We start from the raw sequence: 21,034 nt of genomic DNA, 5'->3' as shown, positions 1-21,034 counted from the left end.
GCTGCGAATGTTCACTAAATTGGAGCAGGGCTAATGAATGTAGCTGCAAATGTTGAAGGTAAACATATTCTTATTACTGGCGGTGGCTCAGGTATAGGCGCCGCATCTGCGAGAGTGTTGAGCGCAAGAGGTGCAATCGTTGGTATCGCAGATTTAAATGATAATAATGCGCACGTTTTGGCTAAAGAAATTATTGCTTCTGGCGGTAAAGCATATGCGGTGTCGGTAGATGTTACTGATCCAACGCAAGTCAAGGCTATGTTCGATACTGCGCTATCACATCACGAAAAAATTGATGTAATCATAAATAATGCTGGTATTGACCATTTTCCAGCCCCCCTTACAGAAGTAGACGACGCGATGTTTATGAAAAATATTCACGTCAATTTAGCTGGCGTATGGTATTGCATGAAGAATGCGCTTAAGCATATGACTACAACGGGAGGTGGGCACATTATTAACATTGCTTCAGTAGCGGGATTACGGTCGGCGCCTATGATAAGTGCCTACAGTGCATCGAAGCATGGGGTAGTGGGCTTAACGAAGTCAGCAGCGGTAGAATATGCGCGAGCAAACATTCGCATAAATGCGGTTTGCCCAAGTTTTGTGGATACACCGATGGTCCAAGGAGTGCTTTCAAAACTCGATGAACGCGGGCAAAAAGGGTTGATTGGCGCAAATCCAATGAAACGATTGGGCAAGCCCGAAGAGATTGCTAACGCTATTGCGTGGTTATGCAGTGATGAGTCGTCTTTTATGACGGGGCAGTCGGTAGTGCTTGATGGTGGAATGCTGGCATAGTAGCCGCGTTCTTACCTCTCACCAACGTTTTAGAACCAAACATAACGCAGGTTGAAAACAAGAATTAAGGATAAGATGATGAAAAATTTATTTGATCTCACTGGAAAAGTTGCACTAGTAACGGGAGCAAGCCGCGGTATCGGAGAGTCTATTGCTCGTTTGCTCGCGCAATACGGCGCCCACGTAATAGTGTCAAGCCGCAAAATAGATGGCTGCGAAGCGGTTGCATCATCAATTCGCGATGCGGGTGGAAAGGCTACGGCACTTGCTTGTCATGTGGGTGAAATGGAGCAAATTACCCAGGCATTTGACGCTATAAAGCGTGATTTCGGTAAACTGGATATACTTGTGAATAATGCAGCGGCTAATCCATATTTCGGCCATATTTTAGATACGGACCTAGGCGCCTATAACAAAACAGTAGATGTAAACATTCGAGGTTATTTCTTCATGTCTATTGAGGCAGGAAAAATGATGAAAGAGCAGGGCGGCGGTGTCATTTTAAATACGGCGTCAGTTAATGGTGTCACGCCGGGCGATATGCAGGGGATTTACTCTATTACGAAAGCGGCGGTTATCAGTATGACCAAGTCGTTTGCAAAGGAGTGTGGTGGATTGAATATCCGTGTTAATGCACTATTGCCTGGTCTGACAGACACAAAGTTTGCTTCTGCGTTAACCACTAATGAACAAATTTTGAAGCACGCGTTAAAAGTAATTCCGCTTGGGCGTGTTGCTGATCCTGATGAAATGGCTGGTACAGTGTTATATCTGGTATCTGATGCGTCAACCTATACGACCGGCACGACAGTCGTGGTAGATGGTGGTATGCTTGCATAACACGATACGCTAAAGAGACAAGAATATGCATATTTGGGTTGACGCAGACGCGTGCCCTGCAGTGATCAAAGACATACTATTTAAGGCAGCCAGAAGAACTAAGCTGCCTTTGTCTTTGGTGGCCAATCATTCCATGTCTGTTCCTCCGGACAGACATATAACCTTAACACAAGTACCTTCAGGCTTTGACGCTGCGGATGATTATATCGTAGAAAAGTGCAACGCTGGCGATTTGGTTATAACCAACGATATTCCATTAGCCGCTGATGTTTTAGCGAAAAATGCGTTAGCGTTAAATAACCGTGGTGAAGAATACGACAAGTCGTCTATAAAGCAGATATTGGGTATGCGAGATTTCATGGAGACGATGCGTTCAAGCGGTGAACATACTGGTGGTCCAAAAGCCTTTTCGCAACGAGACAAACAAAACTTCGCCAATGCGTTAGACCGGCTCCTAACTCAAGGACTCCGTGCCCTCAAACAAGATGACGGGATCAGAGTACGTAAACACTGAAAAAGTGCTCTGATCCAACCCGAATTTTAGCAGTCACCGCCACCGCCACCGTCACTACTACACGATGAGCTTGAGTCGATACTTGACGGGTAAATGGCTGCACCACTATCACCATGTGAGCCCGGCTTGCTACCGACACGCTGGGTGACAAATGAAATTAAAACAACCAACGCACAGAGAGAAACAGTAGCGATAGCTCCCTTCCACTCGTTAGTTGTTGCGCCAACATACAAAGCGTATGCGGCAACTGCGACACTCACGAGCCTTACTAGTAGCTTCATAACACTTACCTTTTTTATTGAAAAAGGGCAGAGTATGGACTCTGCCCTAGTCTGAATTTTGATGACTACTTGACTATAGTCATCTCTTCAATGAGGTTCGTCGCACCGTCAACATATTCCATGACCCACAACATATAGCGGCTATCTACGTGAATAGTCCGCGTGGTTTTCGGGTCGAAATCCCAGTCCGAGTTTACACTTTCAAATGTGCCATCGAAAAGTAGTCCAATCAGTTCAGCATTGGCATTAAGTGTTGCAGAGCCTGAGTTACCACCGGTCGAATCTAAGTCGGTAAGGAAGTTAACAGGTACACTGTTAATAGCATCAAGTTTATACGGACCGTATTGTTTTTCTTCTATTAGTGTAAGCTGTTTTTTCGGTGAATCGAATGGCGTTTCACCGGTGTCCTTTTCCGTTATCCCTTCAAGGCGAGTGAAGGGTTCATAGATGAGGCCATCTTTTGGTGAACCACCCATTACGTTGCCATAAGTCACGCGTAAGGTGCTGTTAGCATCTGGATAAGCCAGGCTACCCATAGATTTCTGCCACTCAATAATAGCACTCATGTACTTAGGACGAAGTGCCGCTGCTTTGCCACTTAGCGCTTTGCTTTTGTTTTCAATCGCCATTTCCGTATCGAATAAAGCGACCGCCAAACGAATGAAGGGATCACTGCTTTCTTCAAAGTCTTTTTGACTAGCGGTAAGCCATTTTAACCGACTTTCTGTGCTGGTGAGTGAGGTATTCTCATAGTACGACGTCAGTATGTTCTTAAGTGTTGCGCTATCTGTGTCACCGTTAATACCCACCGCTTTATCAAAAGCTGCTACACGGTTTTCTTCAGGCTGTTCAAGATACATGCTTATCATTTTTTGCCAAACAGCTTGGTCGACTACAGGGTCGTAGCGACGTTCAATACGTTCAATACCTTCTTTCAAGCGTATTTGGTCACGTTCTTGGAATCCAGCTTCACGTTCAGCGTCAGGTTTTGTCCTTTCTATCGCGTTTCGATACAACGTTTGCGCAGACGATAAAAGTTGAGCGCGATTTAAGTTGTTGTACCAAAAGTTTTGTTTGTTCATTTGCATTTGTTCAGCGCTTACGGCGTCCAAATCTGCAAGTGCCTGTTTTAATTCACCCTTGTTATTCTTGTCTAACCAAGCTGCAAGTTGTTTCTCACGCTCTGCACGACGAGGAACAAGGCCAACTCTTTTTGCACCAGATAGCTGACCAAGTGTGTTCTTATGGAAGTTATTTAACCCCGCCAGAAGGGATTCGTACTTTATACGCGCATCGCTACCTTCTTCAGATGCACTTTCAATAGTCTTAATCCATGTATCAACTAACTCTAGGTAGGTGGGATAGAGCCAATCGAATGTATAAGATACTTGTGACAAACGCGCGTAACGGTTAGTTGAGCCAGGATACCCGGCCGCCATAACAAAATCCCCGTCTTTTAGTCCAGCAGCAGACACTTTTAAGAAATGTTCCGGCTCAAACGGAACGTTGTCTTTACTAAAATCAGCGGGTTTACCGTCTTTTCCAACGTAAGCGCGGTAGAAAGAGAAGTCGCCTGTATGACGAGGCCACATCCAATTGTCAACATCACCGCCGTATTTTCCGACAGAATCCGCGGGCGCATAGGCGATACGTACATCGCGAATTTCCATTTGTTTTATGAGTTTGTACTCAAGACCTTGGAAAAAAGAGGGAACTGAACAGCGGAAGCCTGGCTCAGATTCACACTCAGCGATCAGCGCTTTTCGATTCGCTGCAATAAGGTCGTAACGTTCACGGCCTTGAACGTCTTCTTTTATTCCACCAATGATTCGGTCGGTAACATCAGAAAAATCCACCGTAACATACATACGTGTTCCTGGTGCTGCAGGAAGTTCTTCGCCAAATTCTTTTGCTAAGAAACCATCTTTTAGATAGTTGTTTTCAGGAGTGCTGTTGTACTGTACCGAGCCGCGTGCGCAGTGGTGATTAGTTACAGCTAAGCCTTTTTCTGACACAAATGATGCAGAACACCCGCCTAGTGAAACAATGGCCCCCATAGGGAACGCTGTTAAATCGTTGATACTATCGGCAGGGATAGCTAAACCTGTTGCTTTTAAATCACCTGCAATTGAAGGGAGCTGTTCTGGTGTGAACATGCCTTCCTTTGCGTTAACCTGCATCGCAGCGCCTACCAGAGCAGCCGTGATACACAGTGTGCTTACTTTAGACATTGGTATTCCTTATTCTTGTCGTTAGCCTAATTATTATAAACTCGTCTTAATAAATACTAAGTTAACGTGAACGTCAACATTGCGTTAGTTTAACGATTATTGTGTGCTCTCCATACGAAAAAGCGCGGATCTACGACTGTAAATTTGTTAACAAGTGTAACTGAGCGTCGTTTAAAGCACTTAAATGTATTTCATCGCAAGAAAATCATACGGAGTACCGCATGTTATCGCGTGCACATAGAAGTGCTGAAAGACAGGTTTACCATACGGGTACACACAATGTAAAAAGGCTTGTGAATTTTAGTGTAACGGGATTTCGTCGGAAATGAGGCAGGTTTTAATAAGGTTGAACGAAGTGAAAAAACAAAAAAAGGCAGAGTTTTCACTCTACCTTTGTGTTCTTTAAAACTATTTAAAATGGGCTTAAAGCACCGATACTAATGCTTTCGCTAGTGTTTCTACATTCTCTTGGTTGATGCCCGCAATGTTCACACGGCTAGAATCAACAAAGTACACGCTGTGCTTTTCGCGTACTTCGCGTACTTGCTCTGGTGTAATACATAAGAATGAGAACATCCCTTTTTGGTCATTCACAAAACTGAAGTCTTTAGGGGAACCGTTGTCGTGAAGGTTTTGAACAAGCATTGCGCGTAGTGATTTCATGCGATCGCGCATTTCATTTACTTCAGATACCCACTCGTTGTTAAGCGCTTCGTCAGCTAGGATGATGTCTACTAACGCGCCGCCGTAGCTCGGTGGCATTGAATAAATTCCGCGAGCGATTGACTGAATTTGGCCCTGTGCAATTTTACGGGTAGCTGAATCTTCAGTAATGATGGCTGCTAATCCAACGCGCTCGCGGTAAAGGCCAAAGTTTTTGGAGCAAGACGCTGCAACAATAACCTCTGGTAGGTTTTCTACCAACAAGCGCATGCCGTACGCATCTTCTTCTAAGCCTTCACCAAAGCCCAAGTAAGCCACATCGATGAAAGGCAGGAATTCGCGCTCTTTCGCTACTTCTAGTACTTCATCCCATTGTGCATTAGTAAGATCAGCACCTGTAGGGTTGTGACAGCAACCGTGAAGGAGAACGATATCGCCTTTTTCAGTTTTGCGAAGGGTTTCCATCATAGCGTCAAAGCGAATACTTGCTGACGCTTTATCGAAGTATGGATAGGTTTCGATTTTAAGGCCTGCAGAGCCGATAAGTGGAATGTGGTTTGCCCATGTTGGATCGCTTACCCATACTTTCGCATTGTCGTTACAACGGGCAAGTAGTTCTGAAAGAATACGCAGCGCGCCGCAACCGCCGGGTGCTTGAACAGCAGCAACACGATCAGCTAAAAGAACAGGGCTATTCTTACCTAGAAGCAACGATAGCATTCCGTCAATGAAACCTTGGTTTCCCTGAGGCGTGATATAGGTTTTACTGGTTTCCGTGTCTAAAAGTACTTTTTGTGCTTTCGCGACACTGGTAAGAATAGGGGTATTACCTTGCTCATCTTTATATACGCCAACACCTAAATCGATTTTATTTGGGTTGGTGTCTTCACGAAAAGCAGCTGACAGGCCAAGAATAGGATCTGGGGCTAGATGGGGTAATACTTCAAACACGTTTTTTCCTCACGTTACGTTGGTGTGCAAAAGGTTGCAGGCAGGCATTATGCCACTGATGGTAGAAAAAACGACCCCTTAAGGTTGAAAATATTTCAATTAATCTGCTTTATAAGCCGTAAACGAAAGTTTCATTTCTAAAATAAGCTAAATTGAAAGAGAAAAAGTACGAGTTTCTAAGTTTTTGCCACTTTCTGAGAAGCGGCGCTCTTTGTAAGTGAGTGTATTATTTTTATCGACTACTAGCAGTGTGGACGTGCGCGTTCCGTATTTTTCGGTTTGTATAAAAATTGAAGACAATGCTTTTTCCCATTCATAGCCTATACCCGTGTCGGGTAGCAGGCCATCCTCTGCTTTATTGTCGTGGCGTAAAATATCAAATAAATCGTCAGAATTGATGGTACTTTGCTGCTGTACATAATCATTTAAAGCAGTGACCCCTTGAGTAACTTTTGGCCAAGGAGTAGCAATATCAGCATTTGACAACCCATACACACCGGTATCAACCGTATGGGTCGAATTGTTTACATTGTTGTAAATGCGAAGTGTGTTTACGTTTCCAAATAGTAAGTTGTAGCCATTGTACTGGTGACGAGTACTTTCAAGCTTAGCAAGATATGCTAACTGTTCAGTATATTCCTTTTGAGCTGGGCGTTGCTTTAGCCAGTTAGCAACTAATTCGCCGCGGGATACTGCATTTTTATTGATGTTGTGCGGGTCTCTCACATTAGTAAGTGCTGCAATATTGCCGTTGCGTGTAACACCCATCCATGTGCCGTTAGCTTCCAAATCCTGCCCAGCAAGTACATGCGGGTGGTCCTTCCAAAATGAACATGGGGCAGTGGGGCGAGCGTAAAACTCATCTCGATTTGCAGCAATAATTAATGGGTAGTCTTCTCGCATATTGTTTGCAATAAATAAAATACACATGGCTGACGGTGAGACCTTTTCTTAATTAAGCGGCTCAATAATTTACCCTATTTTTTAATTGATACCTTTAATTTTAATCATCGTTTTTTAGATAGGATTATTATCCGCCATATTTTGATATGAAAAGTGCCAGCGAAAAGAGCGGCTGATGTAGCCCGCGCTATGGTTAGCATGCTGTGAAATTTTCAGGGCCACGTTACTACCATTACTGCGACGATAAACTTAAAGGTACTGATTTAAGCGCTGTAACGGTAAACAGAACTACGACATTTAACCGGGTATTAAATGCTTGTTGAGAAAATGTATAGGCTTAAGACAACCTTCAGTGGTATTCGACGAATTACGCAAGGCTACCGGGTTTAAGAGGTGGGACACTTCGGAGTTGAGTTCGCGAGTATCTTTTGTGACAGCTTAAAAGCTGTTAACAATTGCGTTACAACTTTTTTTTTATTACTCTTCGCCAAAATTTGCGGACTTAACCCTCGTGATCCTTTTAGTGAACTTCGCAATCAGTGCAAAAAAGCGCAAAGCCAGAAGTTTATTTATAGCGGGTTGTAAATTGAAACCATAGCAATCCAACCGCGCTAAAAATAATTGAACGCAGTAACCAAGAGCAAAATAATAATGACAGACTCTTCACACACTAACATCGATCATCAATTAGCTATTAACGTTATTGTAGGGGAGCATATTGCTCGGAAATGGCCAATATGGCTGTCACGGTTTGCTTCATGGGTGCTTACAAAACGAGGTTGGCGTGTAGAAGGCGAACTCATTAACCAAAAAAAAGCTATTCTTGCGGTAGCGCCGCATACATCGAACTGGGATTTCTTTATTGGGCTATTCGTGGTCTTTTCATTTAGGCTGAATATTAGTTTTTTCGGAAAGCACACCATTTTTGTACCGCCTTTAGGCGCTATTGTTAAAAGGTTAGGCGGCATTCCCATACAGAGAAGCAAAGCACACGGGGTAGTCACGTCTATAGCAAATAAGATAAAAGAAGCTGACCAATTAATTCTCGCGTTGGCGCCAGAGGGTACACGTAGCCCTATTTATCCGTGGAAAACAGGGTTTTTGCACATTGCGCGAGAAGCCGAAATCCCTTTACAAGTCATAGGGTTAGACTATGAAAGAAAGGTAATTGTACTTGGGCCAATTATTCAGAAAGTGACTAATATAGATGAACAAATGCAAACTATTTATACATTTTATGATAATGTTTGCGCAAAATATCCAAAAAACTGCATAACAAAGCCATAATCATTTCCGTTGAAATGGTAAATACGCACCGGTACCAGTTTAACGTACCTATGCGCACTTGGCTCAGTCGCAAACATCTATTTTCGGAGCTTCACCCGTGACAAAATTGGGATTCACAACCCGTCAGGTTCATTCTGATCGTATGCTAAATACCCCAGAGCATGGTGGTGTTCACAGCAGCACATCTAATTCAGTGCTTTTTGAGTTTAAAGATGCACAAGGCATAATTGATGCGTTTCAGGGGAAACGAGCAGCTCATGTTTATTCTCGTTCTTCTTCGCCTTCTGTAGCTGCACTGCAAAATATGCTCAATGATTTAGAAGGGGGGGTAGGCACCCTGTGTTATGCAACTGGCATGGCAGCTATCAGTAGCACTTTATTTGCACTTTTAAAGTCAAGCGACCATTTAATTGTTAGCCAATACCTTTTTGGCAATACGCGAAGCTTTTTTGAAACCATCAAAGACTTTGGTGTGCAGGTTACTTACGCCGATGTAACGGACATCGAGCAAATAAAAGACGCGTATCAGCCAAATACAAAAGGTGTTTACACCGAAACAGTTGCTAACCCCGTGACTCAAGTTGCTGACCTTCACGCCATTGGCCAATTCTGTAAAGAGAAAAACATGTTGTTCATGGTTGACAATACCATGACCCCGCCCCCTGTTTTTTATGCAACAGACGTTAATGCGTCGCTCGTGTTCTGTTCATTGACAAAATACATAGCGGGTCATGGGAACGTATTAGGAGGCGCGGTTGTCGATACTGGTAACTTTGACTGGTCGAAGTTTGACAATCTAAAGCCTGCTTATCAAGTTGCAGACAAATCACAATGGGGTATTACCCAGATCAAAAAGAAAGGGTTGCGCGATCTTGGCGCAACTTTAGCACCGCAGTCAGCAACGGCTATCGCACTTGGCATGGAAACCTTAGAGCTACGTTTATCGCGAAGCCAGCATAATGCGATGCAACTCGCCACGTTTTTAGCTAACCATCCAAAGGTATCAAAGGTGTTTTATCCTGGTCTTGCCGATCACCCTCAACATTTTATGGCGCGAGATTATTTAAATGGTGGGTATGGCGCTATTTTAAGTTTTGATCTTGTCGATGGAGCAGATCCGGTCGCGTTTTTAAATGAGATGAAGTTGGTAATTTGCGCTACACATTTGGGGGATAATCGCACGCTTGCACTGCCTGTTGCACCTACCATTTACTTCGAAAATACGGCAGAAGAGCGCAAACTAATGGGGATTTCTGATTCCATGTTACGCATATCGGTTGGAATAGAAGATACCCAAGACTTGATTGCCGATTTTGAAGCTGCGCTAAAAACCATTTAATTAAGCTTACTGGATGTAAACAAGAAAGGGGCTTTAGCCCCTTTCGTTTTTTAAGCCAATCTACTCAACTTTATATTAGTTAAAACCTAGTGTAATTTGACCGCGAATTTCGCCACTTGGGAATGCATCTGAATGAAAGTTAGTGTACAAACCACTCTCTGCCATCACACTCATTTCTTCGGCACTGAGCACTGTGTTTGCTGGCACTGACCACTTTCCATCGTTACCACCAGTTAAACCCAGTAATACGCCACCGTTTACACCCGCCACACCTTCGTGAATATGCGCCATGTTAGCGGTCATGCCGGTTATGGTTACGCTGCCAGATAATGCACCTGTCGATGTGTTTAGTGTGAATGCGCCAGCGCCACTTGCTGTTGTTGTAACTGCCGGAACTTCTTGAGCGCCACTGGCGATAATGCCATAGACTTGTATATTGCTAGGCGTGATTTGGCCACGAATCTCGCCGCTAGGGAAAGCGGCGGTATGCACATTAACATAGTGACCGCCAGCCAGTAATTGTGCTGCTGTTGATTCATCCAAAGCAAGGGTACCATCGGTCATCCACACACCCGGTGTAGATGCACTTTCAACTAAGGTCTCAAGAACACCGCCGTTTTCACCAGCGAAGCCACTGTGAATATGGGCCATCGTTGCATTCTCAATTGTGGTTACTGCTACCAGTGATACATTGTTGTTGGTGGTATCAAACAAGGCATAACCAGAACCCATCGCCATGGTATTTACAGCGGGTACCTCTTGATTGCCACTTAACGGGAATGTAACTACTGCAGTCGTGTCTGGAACAATCTGACCACGTACTTCACCGCTTGGATTTGCTGCTGTGTGGACGTTTAAGTACCATTCACCATTAGTGAGGGCTGCTAAATTGCTTGGTGAGATGTCAGTCTCATCTAGCGTATATGTTCCGTTTCCTGCATCGCTAAGTGGGAACGCAACCGGACCATTCATACCAATCCCGCCATCATGAACGTGTACACCTGTGACGTCGGTTAGGCCAGAGACATCTACACTCACAGAAAACGCTGGTAAGTCTTCATCAATTTCAACTACCGCGGTAGCAGTTGACATCGTATCAACCACAGGCACTTCCTGAGCACCGCTAAGTTGTACGTTGTAAGTAATGTCAGCGTTGAAAGCAGGAGGAGGTGGTGCTAAGTCATCCAGTAGCGCAAGCTGAGGAAGGTCGCCCTCTACGTTACCGTTAAGCGCTATCGCGGTGTAGATACCACCGTTTTCTAAACGTAGTATGCCCGTTTCAATGGCTTCAGTTTTGGTACCTGTTGGCGTAACGGTCACAACGTAATCGCCCTCTACAAGACTTACATAGCCTGTTTCAGCCAGTTCTTCAGTTGAATAAGCAATATCAGTAAAGACAGGTTCAACGTTGTCGATTTCACCATCGGCAGTAACGTAAATATCTACGTTGCCCGCGCTAGGAGACGCGTGAATAATGCGCACTTGTGCTTCTGTAGCAATAGAACGAGGGATGTCGACCAGCACATCAAGTTCGGCAGCGTCTAGCGTGTTGTTTGCGATAGCGGTATATGACATACCTATGTCCAGTGTTAACTCTGCATCGTTAACTGCAACAATATCGTTGTTGGCATCTGCAACAACATCAATAAGATAATCGCCCTCGGGTACGTTGACATACCCGGTAGCGCGAGGGAATTGAATACCGTCAACCAACAACTCACCGTTAGCGAGTATGTCTACTGCTGGCGCATCGCTAATGCCATGAACGACACGGATGTCTGCTCCAGCATCGGTGTCCCACAATTTAAAGCTTTCTGAGCCATTAGCAACAAGCAATGTGACGGGAGAATCGCCTGCTCCTACATTGTTTGTCGCAGCGATGAGCAGGTCTGCACCATTATCCAGCGAAACTGTCCCAGAATCGTATACGACAGTGGTCTCGCCAGCGACGGTGATGCGAATTTGATACTCGCCCGCTGTGACCTGAAGCAAATCGGTGGCATCTGTAAACGACGCTGTTACTAAGGGTTGCTCAGACGAAAGTTCGGTACCAGGTTCAGTTACATAAATATCTACTGCTGGCGCCATTGATGCTGCATGAACAATCTGAACTTGTGCATTTCCTGATTCAACCGCTGTTTCCGAACTGGTTACAGTAAGCAGTGCCAGCGAACCATCACTCACGTTACCAACGGCAAAAATGTCGTAGTTAACATCAGCGTCTAACACGACGTCGGCTTGTAATACTTCTGCGGTATCATCGGGTAAAATACCGGTTACGCCTATGTCGTACGACCCTGTTTCAACTTCAAATCGAGAAGATGCAAGTTGATAATCGATGTTCTCTAAATTGTTTAAAATGGCATCGTTTGCGGTAATGTTTACTCTGGGCGCGTCAGAGGCCGCATGGATAACTCTTACGTTCGCGAATTCAGGACTAGGTGTTGGTTCAACAACCACATTGTCATCGTCGTCGGAACAGCCTATCAGAAACATTGGCAAGATTGCACTTGCAAGGAGCGCTTTGGTCCTTTTCATTTGGTAGATCCTCGTGTGAGTGTAATAACCATTCGATTTACGCCCTGTCGATGCGAAAAGTTCAACATAAAAGAAACATTAAATTAATGTAATTACACCTTTTGTTTAACATATTTCCTCAACATCGTTCTATAAAATAGAACAAATGTTGCGTAATTTTCTTATTTTTATTCTTGTAAGTTTGATTAACATTAGAGGTGTGTAAGAAAACTTAACAGTTTGAGGAAAATGAAATGAAGAAGGTTCTAGCGCTATTTTCAAGTATAAATGGAAGCAACGGTAATTCATCAAAACTTGCAGATGATTATCTATCAAGAATAGAGGGCGACGATGTAAGTGTAAATCGCATAGACGTTGCTTCACTAGCATTGCCTCACTTAAGCGGTGAAGAAATGCAGGCGTGGATGACTCAACCGTCAGAAAGAAACGCTTCACAAGCCGCACTCGCAAAAATATCTGATGACATTGTTGAGATGGTAAAAGAGGCTGACGAGATTGTGCTGGCGGTGCCAATGTATAATTTTGGGATCCCTTCAAGTCTTAAGGCTTACTTCGACCGTGTTGCGCGAGCGGGCATTACATTTAAGTACACCGAGACTGGTCCCGTTGGGTTATTAGAGAATAAGTCAGCCCTAGTGTTTGCTGCTCGCGGTGGCGTATACGCTGGGTCTGATTTTGATACCCAGTCGCCTTATTTAAAACATTTTTTAAATTTTATCGGTATCAGCGATGTAAATTTCGTTTATGCTGAGGGACTTAACATGGGCGAAGAACAAGCCAATAGCGCTTTTGCAAAAGCAAATGAAAAAATTATTGAACTAACTAACCGTTAGACACACTAAATTAATGCAGTTAGCGAAAACATAGGAAATAAGGTTTTGGCTAAAGTGTGTTCCAAGTTGAGTGTGCTTGTTTGCCCCGCGTAGTACGCGGGGCTTTTTTATGCAATGTAGTCCGGCGTTTCAGGGCACAGCTACGATTAAATATAAAAATACTTGGCGCTATTCGCCGTTAAGCAAAGCTTCCACGTCAGCGATAAATGCAGGGTCTGTTGGCTTTGTAGAACTAGGGTAGTGGGTGATTTGCTTTCCTGAACTATCGATTAGGTATTTGTTAAAGTTCCAAGATGGCGCTTTGCCAGTGGCAGTTTTAAGCATCCGATACATTGGGTCTGCGTCTTCACCTTTTACCGAAATAGGCTCGAACATAGGAAACTTAACACCGTAGGTGAGTTCACAAAGTTCGGCGGTCTTACCTTCATCGCTGTCTTCTTGATTGAAATCGTGTGACGGAAAGCCAAGTACAACGAAGTCTTTGTCTTTATAGTCACTGTAAAGCGCTTCTAACCCCTCAAATTGTGGCGTGTACCCACAGTAGCTTGCAGTGTTAACAACAAGCAGAGTTTTTCCGGCATATTCGCTACACAGGTTAACCGTTTCCTGTGAGTTGAGTTTACGTTTCATAAACTTCAACACGCTAGGGCACTCGTTGGCAAAGCCTGTTGATGTGAAAAAGCTAAGTGCGAGTAACACTGGTACAATACCTTTTGCTTTCATTGTGATTCACCTCATTCGTTAATTTTTGTTATTTTGTTAAAGGTCAATTGACCCTTTCCCCACAAGCATAAACGGGGATACTTTACGTTTGGTTCACTAGCACTATCGATGAACGATGGCGCTTTAGCAGCTGCTCTGCGTATAATGTTAACGATTTTCACATAACAATGATTTAAAATAATGAAAAAATATGCTTCTTTACTCATTGCGACTAGTGTCGCGGTTGCCTTAGGCGGGTGTGCCAGTACATCCAGCGCACCGTCTGCCAAATCGGCGTCTATAGAGCCTTCCACTGCCTCTGTTCAACAAATTGTAACCCCCGATGTTGCCGCGGTGAGTAGTACTCAAAACGATGAAATTACGCTAAAGCAGATTATGGCTGATCCACAGTGGATTGGAGCACTGCCCACGTCTATGGGCTGGTCAGTCACTGGCGATAAAATTGTATTTGAGAAAGAGCGACAAAATAGCACGTTAACAGACGTCTACATCGCTGAACTATCTAACCCTGCAAATGCAGTAAAAGCCCCACTAGCAGATTTGCACAAGTATCGTTATGACGAGCGAGTAGTAAGAGACGACGGCGTCGTTGCCTACTCATTCAAAGATAGTGTTTATGTGCAGTTTAATAATGGCGAAACAGTGCGCATTGTGAAGGGAGGGAATAAATTATCTACCCTTTCGTTTATGACCGATGGCCGTTTAATGGCATTGAGCGCAAATAAGTTCATCGCTATAAATTTGTCTAACGGCATGCGTGAAGAACTGCTGAGTTGGGAGTTTAACGACAAGCCGAAAGCAGTTGAAGCGCCCAGAGACTACATTGCTGAGCAGCAGCAGTCTCTGGTTGAATACATCAAACTGCAGCGCAAAAATAGGCAGGATAGGGAAGAGGCGCAACAAGCCTTGGCAAAGGAAAACGATAGCGTGGCGCCGACGCCTTTTTACTTTGACAAATCACACAGACTGGCTGGAATAAGTGTATCGCCAGCGGGCAATTTTGCTGTGGTCGCGACTACTGAAAGCAAACCTACCCGTGATGATAGCGATATCATGCCTCATTATATTCAAGAAGACAGCCGTATTGCGGCAAAACCAGTGCGCCAACGTGTGGCAGATGCAGAGTCTGTAAACCATGTTTTGTGGCTTTTAAATTTAAAAACGGGTGAGAAAAGCGAACTCAAATATTTCGATTTACCCGGATATAATGATGATGTGCTGGCTAATGTAAAAGCAGAAAACGCCAAGGCAAAAGGCGAGACTTATGAAATTAACCGCTTGCCCCGAGACATTACTCTGTTGCAAAGCTGGTACTGGACTAAGCCGTCGATACGCTGGCATAAAAACGGCAATGCTGTTGCGGTGATGCTTGAAGCGTGGGATAACAAAGATCGCTGGATTGCTACCGTTGACTTGGCGAACAAGAAATTGAACAACCAACACAGGCTGCATGACGACGCATGGGTGAACTATCGTTTTAATGCATTTGGCTGGCTAAATGACAGTGAAAAGCTATTTTATCAGTCAGAGCATACTGGCTATTCTCATTTGTACGTTCAAACCCCAGGTATGGAACCTTTGGCACTTACCAGCGGCCGCTTTATCGTAGATGATTTAACGCTTTCAAGTGATGACAGGTTTATCTATTTCAAAGCTAATATGGAGCATCCAGGGCTTTATGAAATTTACCGAGCAGATTTAACTGATAATACCGTTGACGCTTTGTCGGACTTGAACGGCATGACTGACTATTCACTTAGCCCTGACGGAAAACACTTGCTTTTAAGTCATAGCAAGGTAAATAAACCACAAGAACTCTACATCAAGCCAGCATATGAATCGGCAGCGGCTACGCAAATTACGCAAAGCACCAGTGCAGACTTTAACGCACTGCCGTGGGCGGTCCCTAATATTGTTGCCATTGAATCGTCATATGCTGAAGCGCCTATTTACGCTCGTGTGTATTTGCCAGAGAACTACGACCAGTCAGCACCGAATAAAGCCGTTGTGTTTAATCATGGTGCAGGTTATTTACAGAACGCCCATATGGGATGGTCTGGATATTTCAGGGAATATATGTTCCACAGTATGCTGGTACAACAAGGCTACGTAGTACTCGATATGGACTACCGAGCAAGTGCTGGTTATGGACGTGACTGGCGCACCGCTATCTACCGTCAAATGGGCACCCCTGAGGTACAAGATTTGCGCGACGGTGTGAATTGGTTAGTTGAAAATGCGAATGTAGACCGAAACCGCATAGGTACCTATGGTGGCTCATACGGAGGCTTTTTGACCTTCATGTCCATGTTTACTGCTCCGGATTTATTCGCAGCTGGAGCTGCACTTCGTCCGGTGACTGACTGGGCACACTACAACACGCCGTACACAGCAAATATATTGAATACTCCAAATATTGACCCAATCGCTTATGAGCGTAGCTCGCCAATCTATTTCGCAGAAGGGCTGGAGAAACCATTGCTTATTAACGCACCAATGGTTGATGACAATGTGTTTTTCCACGATACGGTAAGACTTGTTCAGCGCCTAATCGAACTGGAAAAAGAAGATTTTGAAACAGCTATTTATCCGGTAGAGCCGCATGGTTTCGTACAGCCTAGTTCATGGCTCGATGAATACCGTAGAATTTATAAGTTGTTTGAGGAAAACTTGTAAAAAATAAACGCGTAATGTGCGACATGCAATGTGCGACATGCACAATGAGCATGAAGTGTTGGTTACGCTAAAACCACAAAAGCCCAAATCACATTTGGGCTTTTGTGTAAAGCGTGACTGGTATAAGGCAGAAGTAGCGGATACTAAACTAATAAAGGCGGAAAAAGTTAATTGCGTTTTGCGGTTATGAACATGAGCATAAAAATGACTACCCCAGTCAAAGCACCAAATAAATGGGCGTCTATGGCAACGTTAGCATCAATGAGATTTGCAACTTGTTCACTGCTTCCTTCTCGTTGTTCGTACCCCACTTTTAATGCCAATCCAATAAGCAGCAGCCAGCCTGACTTCATAGATTCTTTGATATCAACACACGCCCCCCATGCAAAAATGCCGTGCAGGGCACCTGATAAACCGGCATACCAAATAAGATCTGATGAAAAGAAATAAAGCCCTGCGCTTGTTCCAAGGCAGCACCATATAAATACTTTTAAGTACAAGCCAGTGCGATAGTGTTCGCCGTGCAATGCCCATAAAAGCACCAGGCCTGCGAGGTTTAAAAGTAAATGATAACCGTTGGTATGAACGATATTTCCACTTAACAATCGCCATGTTTCTAAGCCTTGAATGGCATAGCGGTCGTAGGCTAAATAATCGCCGGACATTGGTTCTAAGAAAAACGCAATAATAGAACAAAGCGCAACGAGTAAGGGGCCTGCGCTATACTTAGGCGAAAACGGCAGTGATATCATCAGTGTTAGTTATTTCTTAATTCCATATTTGCTCGCTATGATACAGAAATTGCCTGAAGGGTGAAAACCGAAGTAAGACGAAAATAAAAACAACATCATTCAAGGAGTCACGATGTCTCATATTATTACTGAAATACGCCAACACTGCCTTACCATTACGCTTAGTCGCAAGGACAAGAAAAATGCGTTAACAAGAGAAATGTATCAGGATATGGCAAATAGCCTTATAGCGATTAAAAATGATGGTTCGACAAAAGCGGTGATAATTAAAGGCGATGGAGACTGCTTTACTGCCGGAAACGACATCAATGATTTTGCTAAACAAGGTGACAATGCGGAAGTTCCTGAAACGGCAGCGTTCATGCGCGCCCTTGCTGCGTGCGAGGTTCCTGTAATTGCTCAAGTTCACGGTTTAGCAGTAGGCATTGGTACTACGCTGCTTTTACACTGTGACTTCGTTTACGCAACACCTGACACTCGGTTTGTACTTCCCTTTATAAACTTAGGGCTTGTTCCCGAATACGCATCTAGCTATCTCTTACCGAAAATTGCTGGGCATATTAAAGCGTCAGAATGGCTTTTATTAGGCGAACCCTTCGGTGCATCTGAAGCGCATCAATTTGGTCTTTTAACCGCAATAGTCGAACAAAGTGCCATTGATGAAAAAGTTAATCAGACCGCTGAAAAGTTAATTGCTAAACCTTCATTCTCACTTCGCCAAACTAAATCTCTGCTAAAAGGCGATGCTGACAATGTCAGCCAGCAAATTAATGAGGAATTTGATATATTTTTAGAAGCATTGGGGAGAGGCGCGGCGAAAGAGGCGTTTGATGCATTTTTAAATAAACGTCCTATCAACCCAGAAAAATTTAAATGAAGCAGGTTCGAAAAAGAGGAAGAGTAATTTTGAGACGCAGTGCTTATATGAGTACGTCAGTACTATCGTTAGTGTTAATTAGTTTTCTATCATTTGGCGCTTTTGGAAAGCAAACGCGCGAAGTGGGTGAACCTGAGGCTGCCACCGGTTTTTCGGTTAAAAAGGCTTTTGAAGCAAAAGAATATATGGTTGTGGCGGCTAACCCCTACGCGTCATGGGCAGGTAAAAATGTGATTGAAAAAGGCGGCAGTGCGATAGACGCAGCGGTGGCGGTTCAATCAATGCTCTCGTTGGTAGAGCCTCAATCATCTGGTATAGGTGGTGGAGCATTCATTCTTTACTGGGATAATAAAAACAAGGTTTTACACACCTATGATGGCCGCGAGACCGCGCCTAAAGCAGTCAATGCGCATTGGTTTATCGAGGGAAACAAGCCAATGCGCTGGTTAGATGCCGTGGTAGGGGGGAAATCGGTTGGCGTACCTGGTGCAGTAAAAGCATTGGAGCTTGCACAGTCAGAATTTGGTCGGCTTCCTTGGCGTACGCTTTTCGATGACTCTATAAAAACGGCTGAAGAAGGCTTTAAAGTTTCTCCTCGACTAGCAAAACTTGTGGCGCTCGATTATCACCCTGGTTTAAAGCAATTTCCCTCAAGTGCTACTTATTTTTTTCCTGCGGGAGAACCGTTAAAAGAGGGGACAATTAAAAGAAATAAGAAGCTCGCAAAAACATTACAGGGGATAGCCGAAGAGGGCAGTGATTATTTATTGAAGGGAGAGGTTGCGCAAAAGATTGTAGATGCTGTCAATAGTGCTCAAATCAATCCGGGAAGTATGACGCTTGAAGATTTAGCTAGCTATCAGCCGGTCAAGCGTGAGCCAGTATGTGGGCTTTACAGGGAAAAGCGTATTTGCGGCATGGCACCGCCCAGTTCTGGTGGTGTTAATGTATATCAAATTTTAAAAATGTTAGAGAAATTTGACTTGAGCGAGATTTCTCCAGAATCAGTCGAATTTGCACATTTATATTCTCAAGCAAGTGCAATGTCTTACGCAGACAGGGATAAGTTTATCGCCGACAGTGATTTCACCAACCTGCCTTTCGCAGCAATGATAAACACCGCTTACTTAGAAAGGCGTGCAGAAAATATTGCGGTAGATAAGCATTGGCAGAGAGCTCGCGCAGGTAAGCCCTATGCTGACGCGAATGTTGCCATTGGGAGTGCTTTCGAATTGCCCAATACGTCGCATGTTTCTATTGTAGATAAAGAGGGCAACGCTGTTTCAATGACCACAAGTATCGAGTTTATGTTCGGTTCCGGTATTATGGTTGATGGTTTTTTGCTCAATAATCAGTTAACTGACTTTTCTTTTTCGCCAACACGCAATCGTTATCCTGTGCCCAACCGCGTTGAATCTGGAAAACGTCCAAGAAGCGCAATGAGTCCAACGATGGTATTTGATAAAAAAGGCAATCTAGAGGTTGTGGTTGGTTCTCCCGGTGGTTCCCGTATAGTTAGCTATGTTGCCCAGACGTTGATTGGTATAATAGATTTTGGGTTGGACGTTCAACAAGCCATCAACCTTCCTAAAATTACCAACAGAAACGACTACACGGCACTTGAGAAAGGCACGGCGATTACGGCTTTGGAAGAACCGTTAAAGGCGCTTGGTCACAAAGTGAAGATTATCGACTTAAATAGTGGTTTACATGGTATCCAAGTTAAGTCGGATAAGTTGATTGGTGGGGCAGATCCACGGCGTGAGGGAATAGCGGTGGGGCGTTAGCGTCATGCAATAAAAAAGCGGAGCATTCTCCGCTTTTTTATTGCAAACGCATTTTAGTTTTTCTCAAGAAGAAGACTGTATCCTGCAACAACACCTGCAAAAGTTGAGATGGGCGTAGCTTGTAATACACGCCAACCCTCACTGTTATACTGTTGGATTTTCTCGTTAAGCTCAGAGATGTCAATTTTACTTGACCAAAAGTTGCGCGCTTTAAACTCGACAATACGCTGCATCAGGGAACTTCCTTATTTTCATGTGTCCTAAAGTGCGTTGGATCACTACTGTATGTGGTATTAAGCTAGTTATTGAATAATAATCAACCAAGCCTGATGTTTCAACTGTTTGTTTAATAGTGCTTTTTAAACCAGCGGCGTCGACAACGTCATGTTTTTTCATTCGGATCTGAATGACTTGAAACGTTATCCTTTTCTAGCAACTCTGCCACTTTCCGTTTTTCCCAATTTTTTCCAAATGGCTGAAAAACAAATAGGGCGTGCATGATCACAATAGCGCTAAAAGATAGAAACACACCAAACAATGCACCTGCATTTTCTCCACCGTTATAGTTCGGCAACATAAACAGCACGAAGGTGCTTAGCAAAAACACGGCATTAGCATAAAAATATTTAATTGCTTTTGCTTTTTCGAGGGCTTTTTCTTGTCGATTATCGACGGTTTCGCGGTTGCTTTCGTTGTTGCAATCGCCAGATGTGTCGCACCTTATTGTCTCTACAAGTTCTTGTGTTGAAATTTGAAAAACGGACGCCAGAGCTTTTAACGTTTCGCTGCCCACCTTTTCACCTTTTTCAACTCTTTGTATGGTGCGCACGTTCAAATTGCTCAATTGTGCCACTTCTTCTTGCGACCAGCGGTGTTTAAGTCTTAAAGATTTCATTAGTACTGCTCTAATAGGCTTATTTGTCTTAGAGTATATATTACAGATGCTTCTGTCGGTAACGACAAAAAGCCGACAGGCGGGTGTTTTTGGCGAACTTGTATTAGTGTGTCGTAATAAATGAAAATCGAAAGCTGTGAAAA

General features: G+C 43.9%; 18 protein-coding genes. 9 read left to right on the top strand and 9 right to left on the bottom strand.

Going from position 1 to position 21,034, the window contains the following annotated elements:
• Positions 1-33: 33 nt before the first annotated feature.
• The 3 genes from BK026_RS05720 (at position 34) to BK026_RS05710 (ending at position 2,155) form a co-directional block, all read left to right on the top strand.
• Entirely contained in the window at positions 34-801 is a 768-nt protein-coding gene (locus tag BK026_RS05720) for an SDR family NAD(P)-dependent oxidoreductase (protein WP_071814966.1), read from the top strand.
• A gap of 75 nt (positions 802-876) precedes the next feature.
• Positions 877-1,641, top strand: coding sequence for an SDR family oxidoreductase (locus BK026_RS05715; RefSeq protein WP_218163403.1), 765 nt, complete (start codon positions 877-879; stop codon positions 1,639-1,641).
• A 25-nt stretch (positions 1,642-1,666) separates the two neighbouring features.
• Positions 1,667-2,155, top strand: coding sequence for a YaiI/YqxD family protein (locus tag BK026_RS05710; protein WP_071814964.1), 489 nt, complete (start codon positions 1,667-1,669; stop codon positions 2,153-2,155).
• A 26-nt stretch (positions 2,156-2,181) separates the two neighbouring features.
• Here the strand turns inward: BK026_RS05710 and BK026_RS05705 are convergent, their stop codons facing one another.
• The 4 genes from BK026_RS05705 to BK026_RS05690 all read right to left on the bottom strand — a co-directional run bounded on the left by BK026_RS05705 (position 2,182) and on the right by BK026_RS05690 (position 7,211).
• On the bottom strand, positions 2,182-2,436 hold the full coding sequence (locus BK026_RS05705) for a hypothetical protein (protein ID WP_071814963.1): 255 nt from the start codon (positions 2,434-2,436) through the stop codon (positions 2,182-2,184).
• A 65-nt stretch (positions 2,437-2,501) separates the two neighbouring features.
• Positions 2,502-4,667 (bottom strand): S46 family peptidase, encoded by a 2,166-nt coding sequence (locus BK026_RS05700; RefSeq protein ID WP_071814962.1) that lies wholly within the window; start codon positions 4,665-4,667, stop codon positions 2,502-2,504.
• A gap of 423 nt (positions 4,668-5,090) precedes the next feature.
• Positions 5,091-6,281, bottom strand: coding sequence for an amino acid aminotransferase (locus BK026_RS05695; protein ID WP_071814961.1), 1,191 nt, complete (start codon positions 6,279-6,281; stop codon positions 5,091-5,093).
• 147 nt (positions 6,282-6,428) lie between these two features.
• Complete coding sequence (locus tag BK026_RS05690) at positions 6,429-7,211, bottom strand: NRDE family protein (protein ID WP_071814960.1); 783 nt, start codon at positions 7,209-7,211, stop codon at positions 6,429-6,431.
• Between the two features lie 624 nt (positions 7,212-7,835).
• On the opposite strand from BK026_RS05690, the gene BK026_RS05685 reads away from it, so the two are divergent.
• The gene (locus tag BK026_RS05685) at positions 7,836-8,471 is read left to right on the top strand and encodes a 1-acyl-sn-glycerol-3-phosphate acyltransferase (RefSeq protein WP_071814959.1); all 636 of its coding nucleotides are present in this window, start codon (positions 7,836-7,838) and stop codon (positions 8,469-8,471) included.
• Between the two features lie 97 nt (positions 8,472-8,568).
• Entirely contained in the window at positions 8,569-9,810 is a 1,242-nt protein-coding gene (locus BK026_RS05680; RefSeq protein ID WP_071817511.1) for a cystathionine gamma-synthase family protein, read from the top strand.
• 75 nt (positions 9,811-9,885) lie between these two features.
• Here BK026_RS05680 and BK026_RS05675 read toward each other — a convergent pair whose 3' ends face one another.
• Positions 9,886-12,348 (bottom strand): CHRD domain-containing protein, encoded by a 2,463-nt coding sequence (locus BK026_RS05675; protein WP_071814958.1) that lies wholly within the window; start codon positions 12,346-12,348, stop codon positions 9,886-9,888.
• A 233-nt stretch (positions 12,349-12,581) separates the two neighbouring features.
• On the opposite strand from BK026_RS05675, the gene BK026_RS05670 reads away from it, so the two are divergent.
• A complete protein-coding gene (locus BK026_RS05670) occupies positions 12,582-13,181 on the top strand; it encodes an FMN-dependent NADH-azoreductase (RefSeq protein WP_071814957.1) in 600 nt (199 codons plus the stop codon).
• Positions 13,182-13,349: 168 nt separating this feature from the next.
• Here BK026_RS05670 and BK026_RS05665 read toward each other — a convergent pair whose 3' ends face one another.
• Entirely contained in the window at positions 13,350-13,904 is a 555-nt protein-coding gene (locus BK026_RS05665; RefSeq protein ID WP_071814956.1) for a glutathione peroxidase, read from the bottom strand.
• A gap of 180 nt (positions 13,905-14,084) precedes the next feature.
• Between BK026_RS05665 and BK026_RS05655 the strand changes: the two genes are divergently transcribed.
• A complete protein-coding gene (locus BK026_RS05655; RefSeq protein ID WP_071814954.1) occupies positions 14,085-16,580 on the top strand; it encodes a prolyl oligopeptidase family serine peptidase in 2,496 nt (831 codons plus the stop codon).
• Positions 16,581-16,747: 167 nt separating this feature from the next.
• Here the strand turns inward: BK026_RS05655 and rrtA are convergent, their stop codons facing one another.
• Positions 16,748-17,332 (bottom strand): rhombosortase, encoded by a 585-nt coding sequence (gene rrtA, locus BK026_RS05650; protein WP_071814953.1) that lies wholly within the window; start codon positions 17,330-17,332, stop codon positions 16,748-16,750.
• A 112-nt stretch (positions 17,333-17,444) separates the two neighbouring features.
• Between rrtA and BK026_RS05645 the strand changes: the two genes are divergently transcribed.
• Both BK026_RS05645 and ggt read left to right on the top strand, forming a co-directional pair.
• Complete coding sequence (locus BK026_RS05645) at positions 17,445-18,209, top strand: enoyl-CoA hydratase (protein WP_071814952.1); 765 nt, start codon at positions 17,445-17,447, stop codon at positions 18,207-18,209.
• Between the two features lie 29 nt (positions 18,210-18,238).
• Entirely contained in the window at positions 18,239-19,996 is a 1,758-nt protein-coding gene (ggt, locus tag BK026_RS05640; protein WP_083575150.1) for a gamma-glutamyltransferase, read from the top strand.
• A gap of 53 nt (positions 19,997-20,049) precedes the next feature.
• Here the strand turns inward: ggt and BK026_RS05635 are convergent, their stop codons facing one another.
• Together BK026_RS05635 and BK026_RS05630 are read right to left on the bottom strand one after the other, a co-directional pair.
• A complete protein-coding gene (locus tag BK026_RS05635; protein WP_071814951.1) occupies positions 20,050-20,229 on the bottom strand; it encodes a DUF4177 domain-containing protein in 180 nt (59 codons plus the stop codon).
• Between the two features lie 149 nt (positions 20,230-20,378).
• On the bottom strand, positions 20,379-20,891 hold the full coding sequence (locus tag BK026_RS05630; RefSeq protein WP_177247883.1) for a helix-turn-helix domain-containing protein: 513 nt from the start codon (positions 20,889-20,891) through the stop codon (positions 20,379-20,381).
• Between the last annotated feature and the right edge of the window lie 143 nt (positions 20,892-21,034).

Source organism: Alteromonas sp. V450 (assembly GCF_001885075.1).
Lineage (GTDB): Bacteria > Pseudomonadota > Gammaproteobacteria > Enterobacterales > Alteromonadaceae > Alteromonas.
The sequence above is the reverse complement of the archived record's forward strand: the minus strand, read 5'-3'. Positions and strand labels throughout refer to the sequence as shown.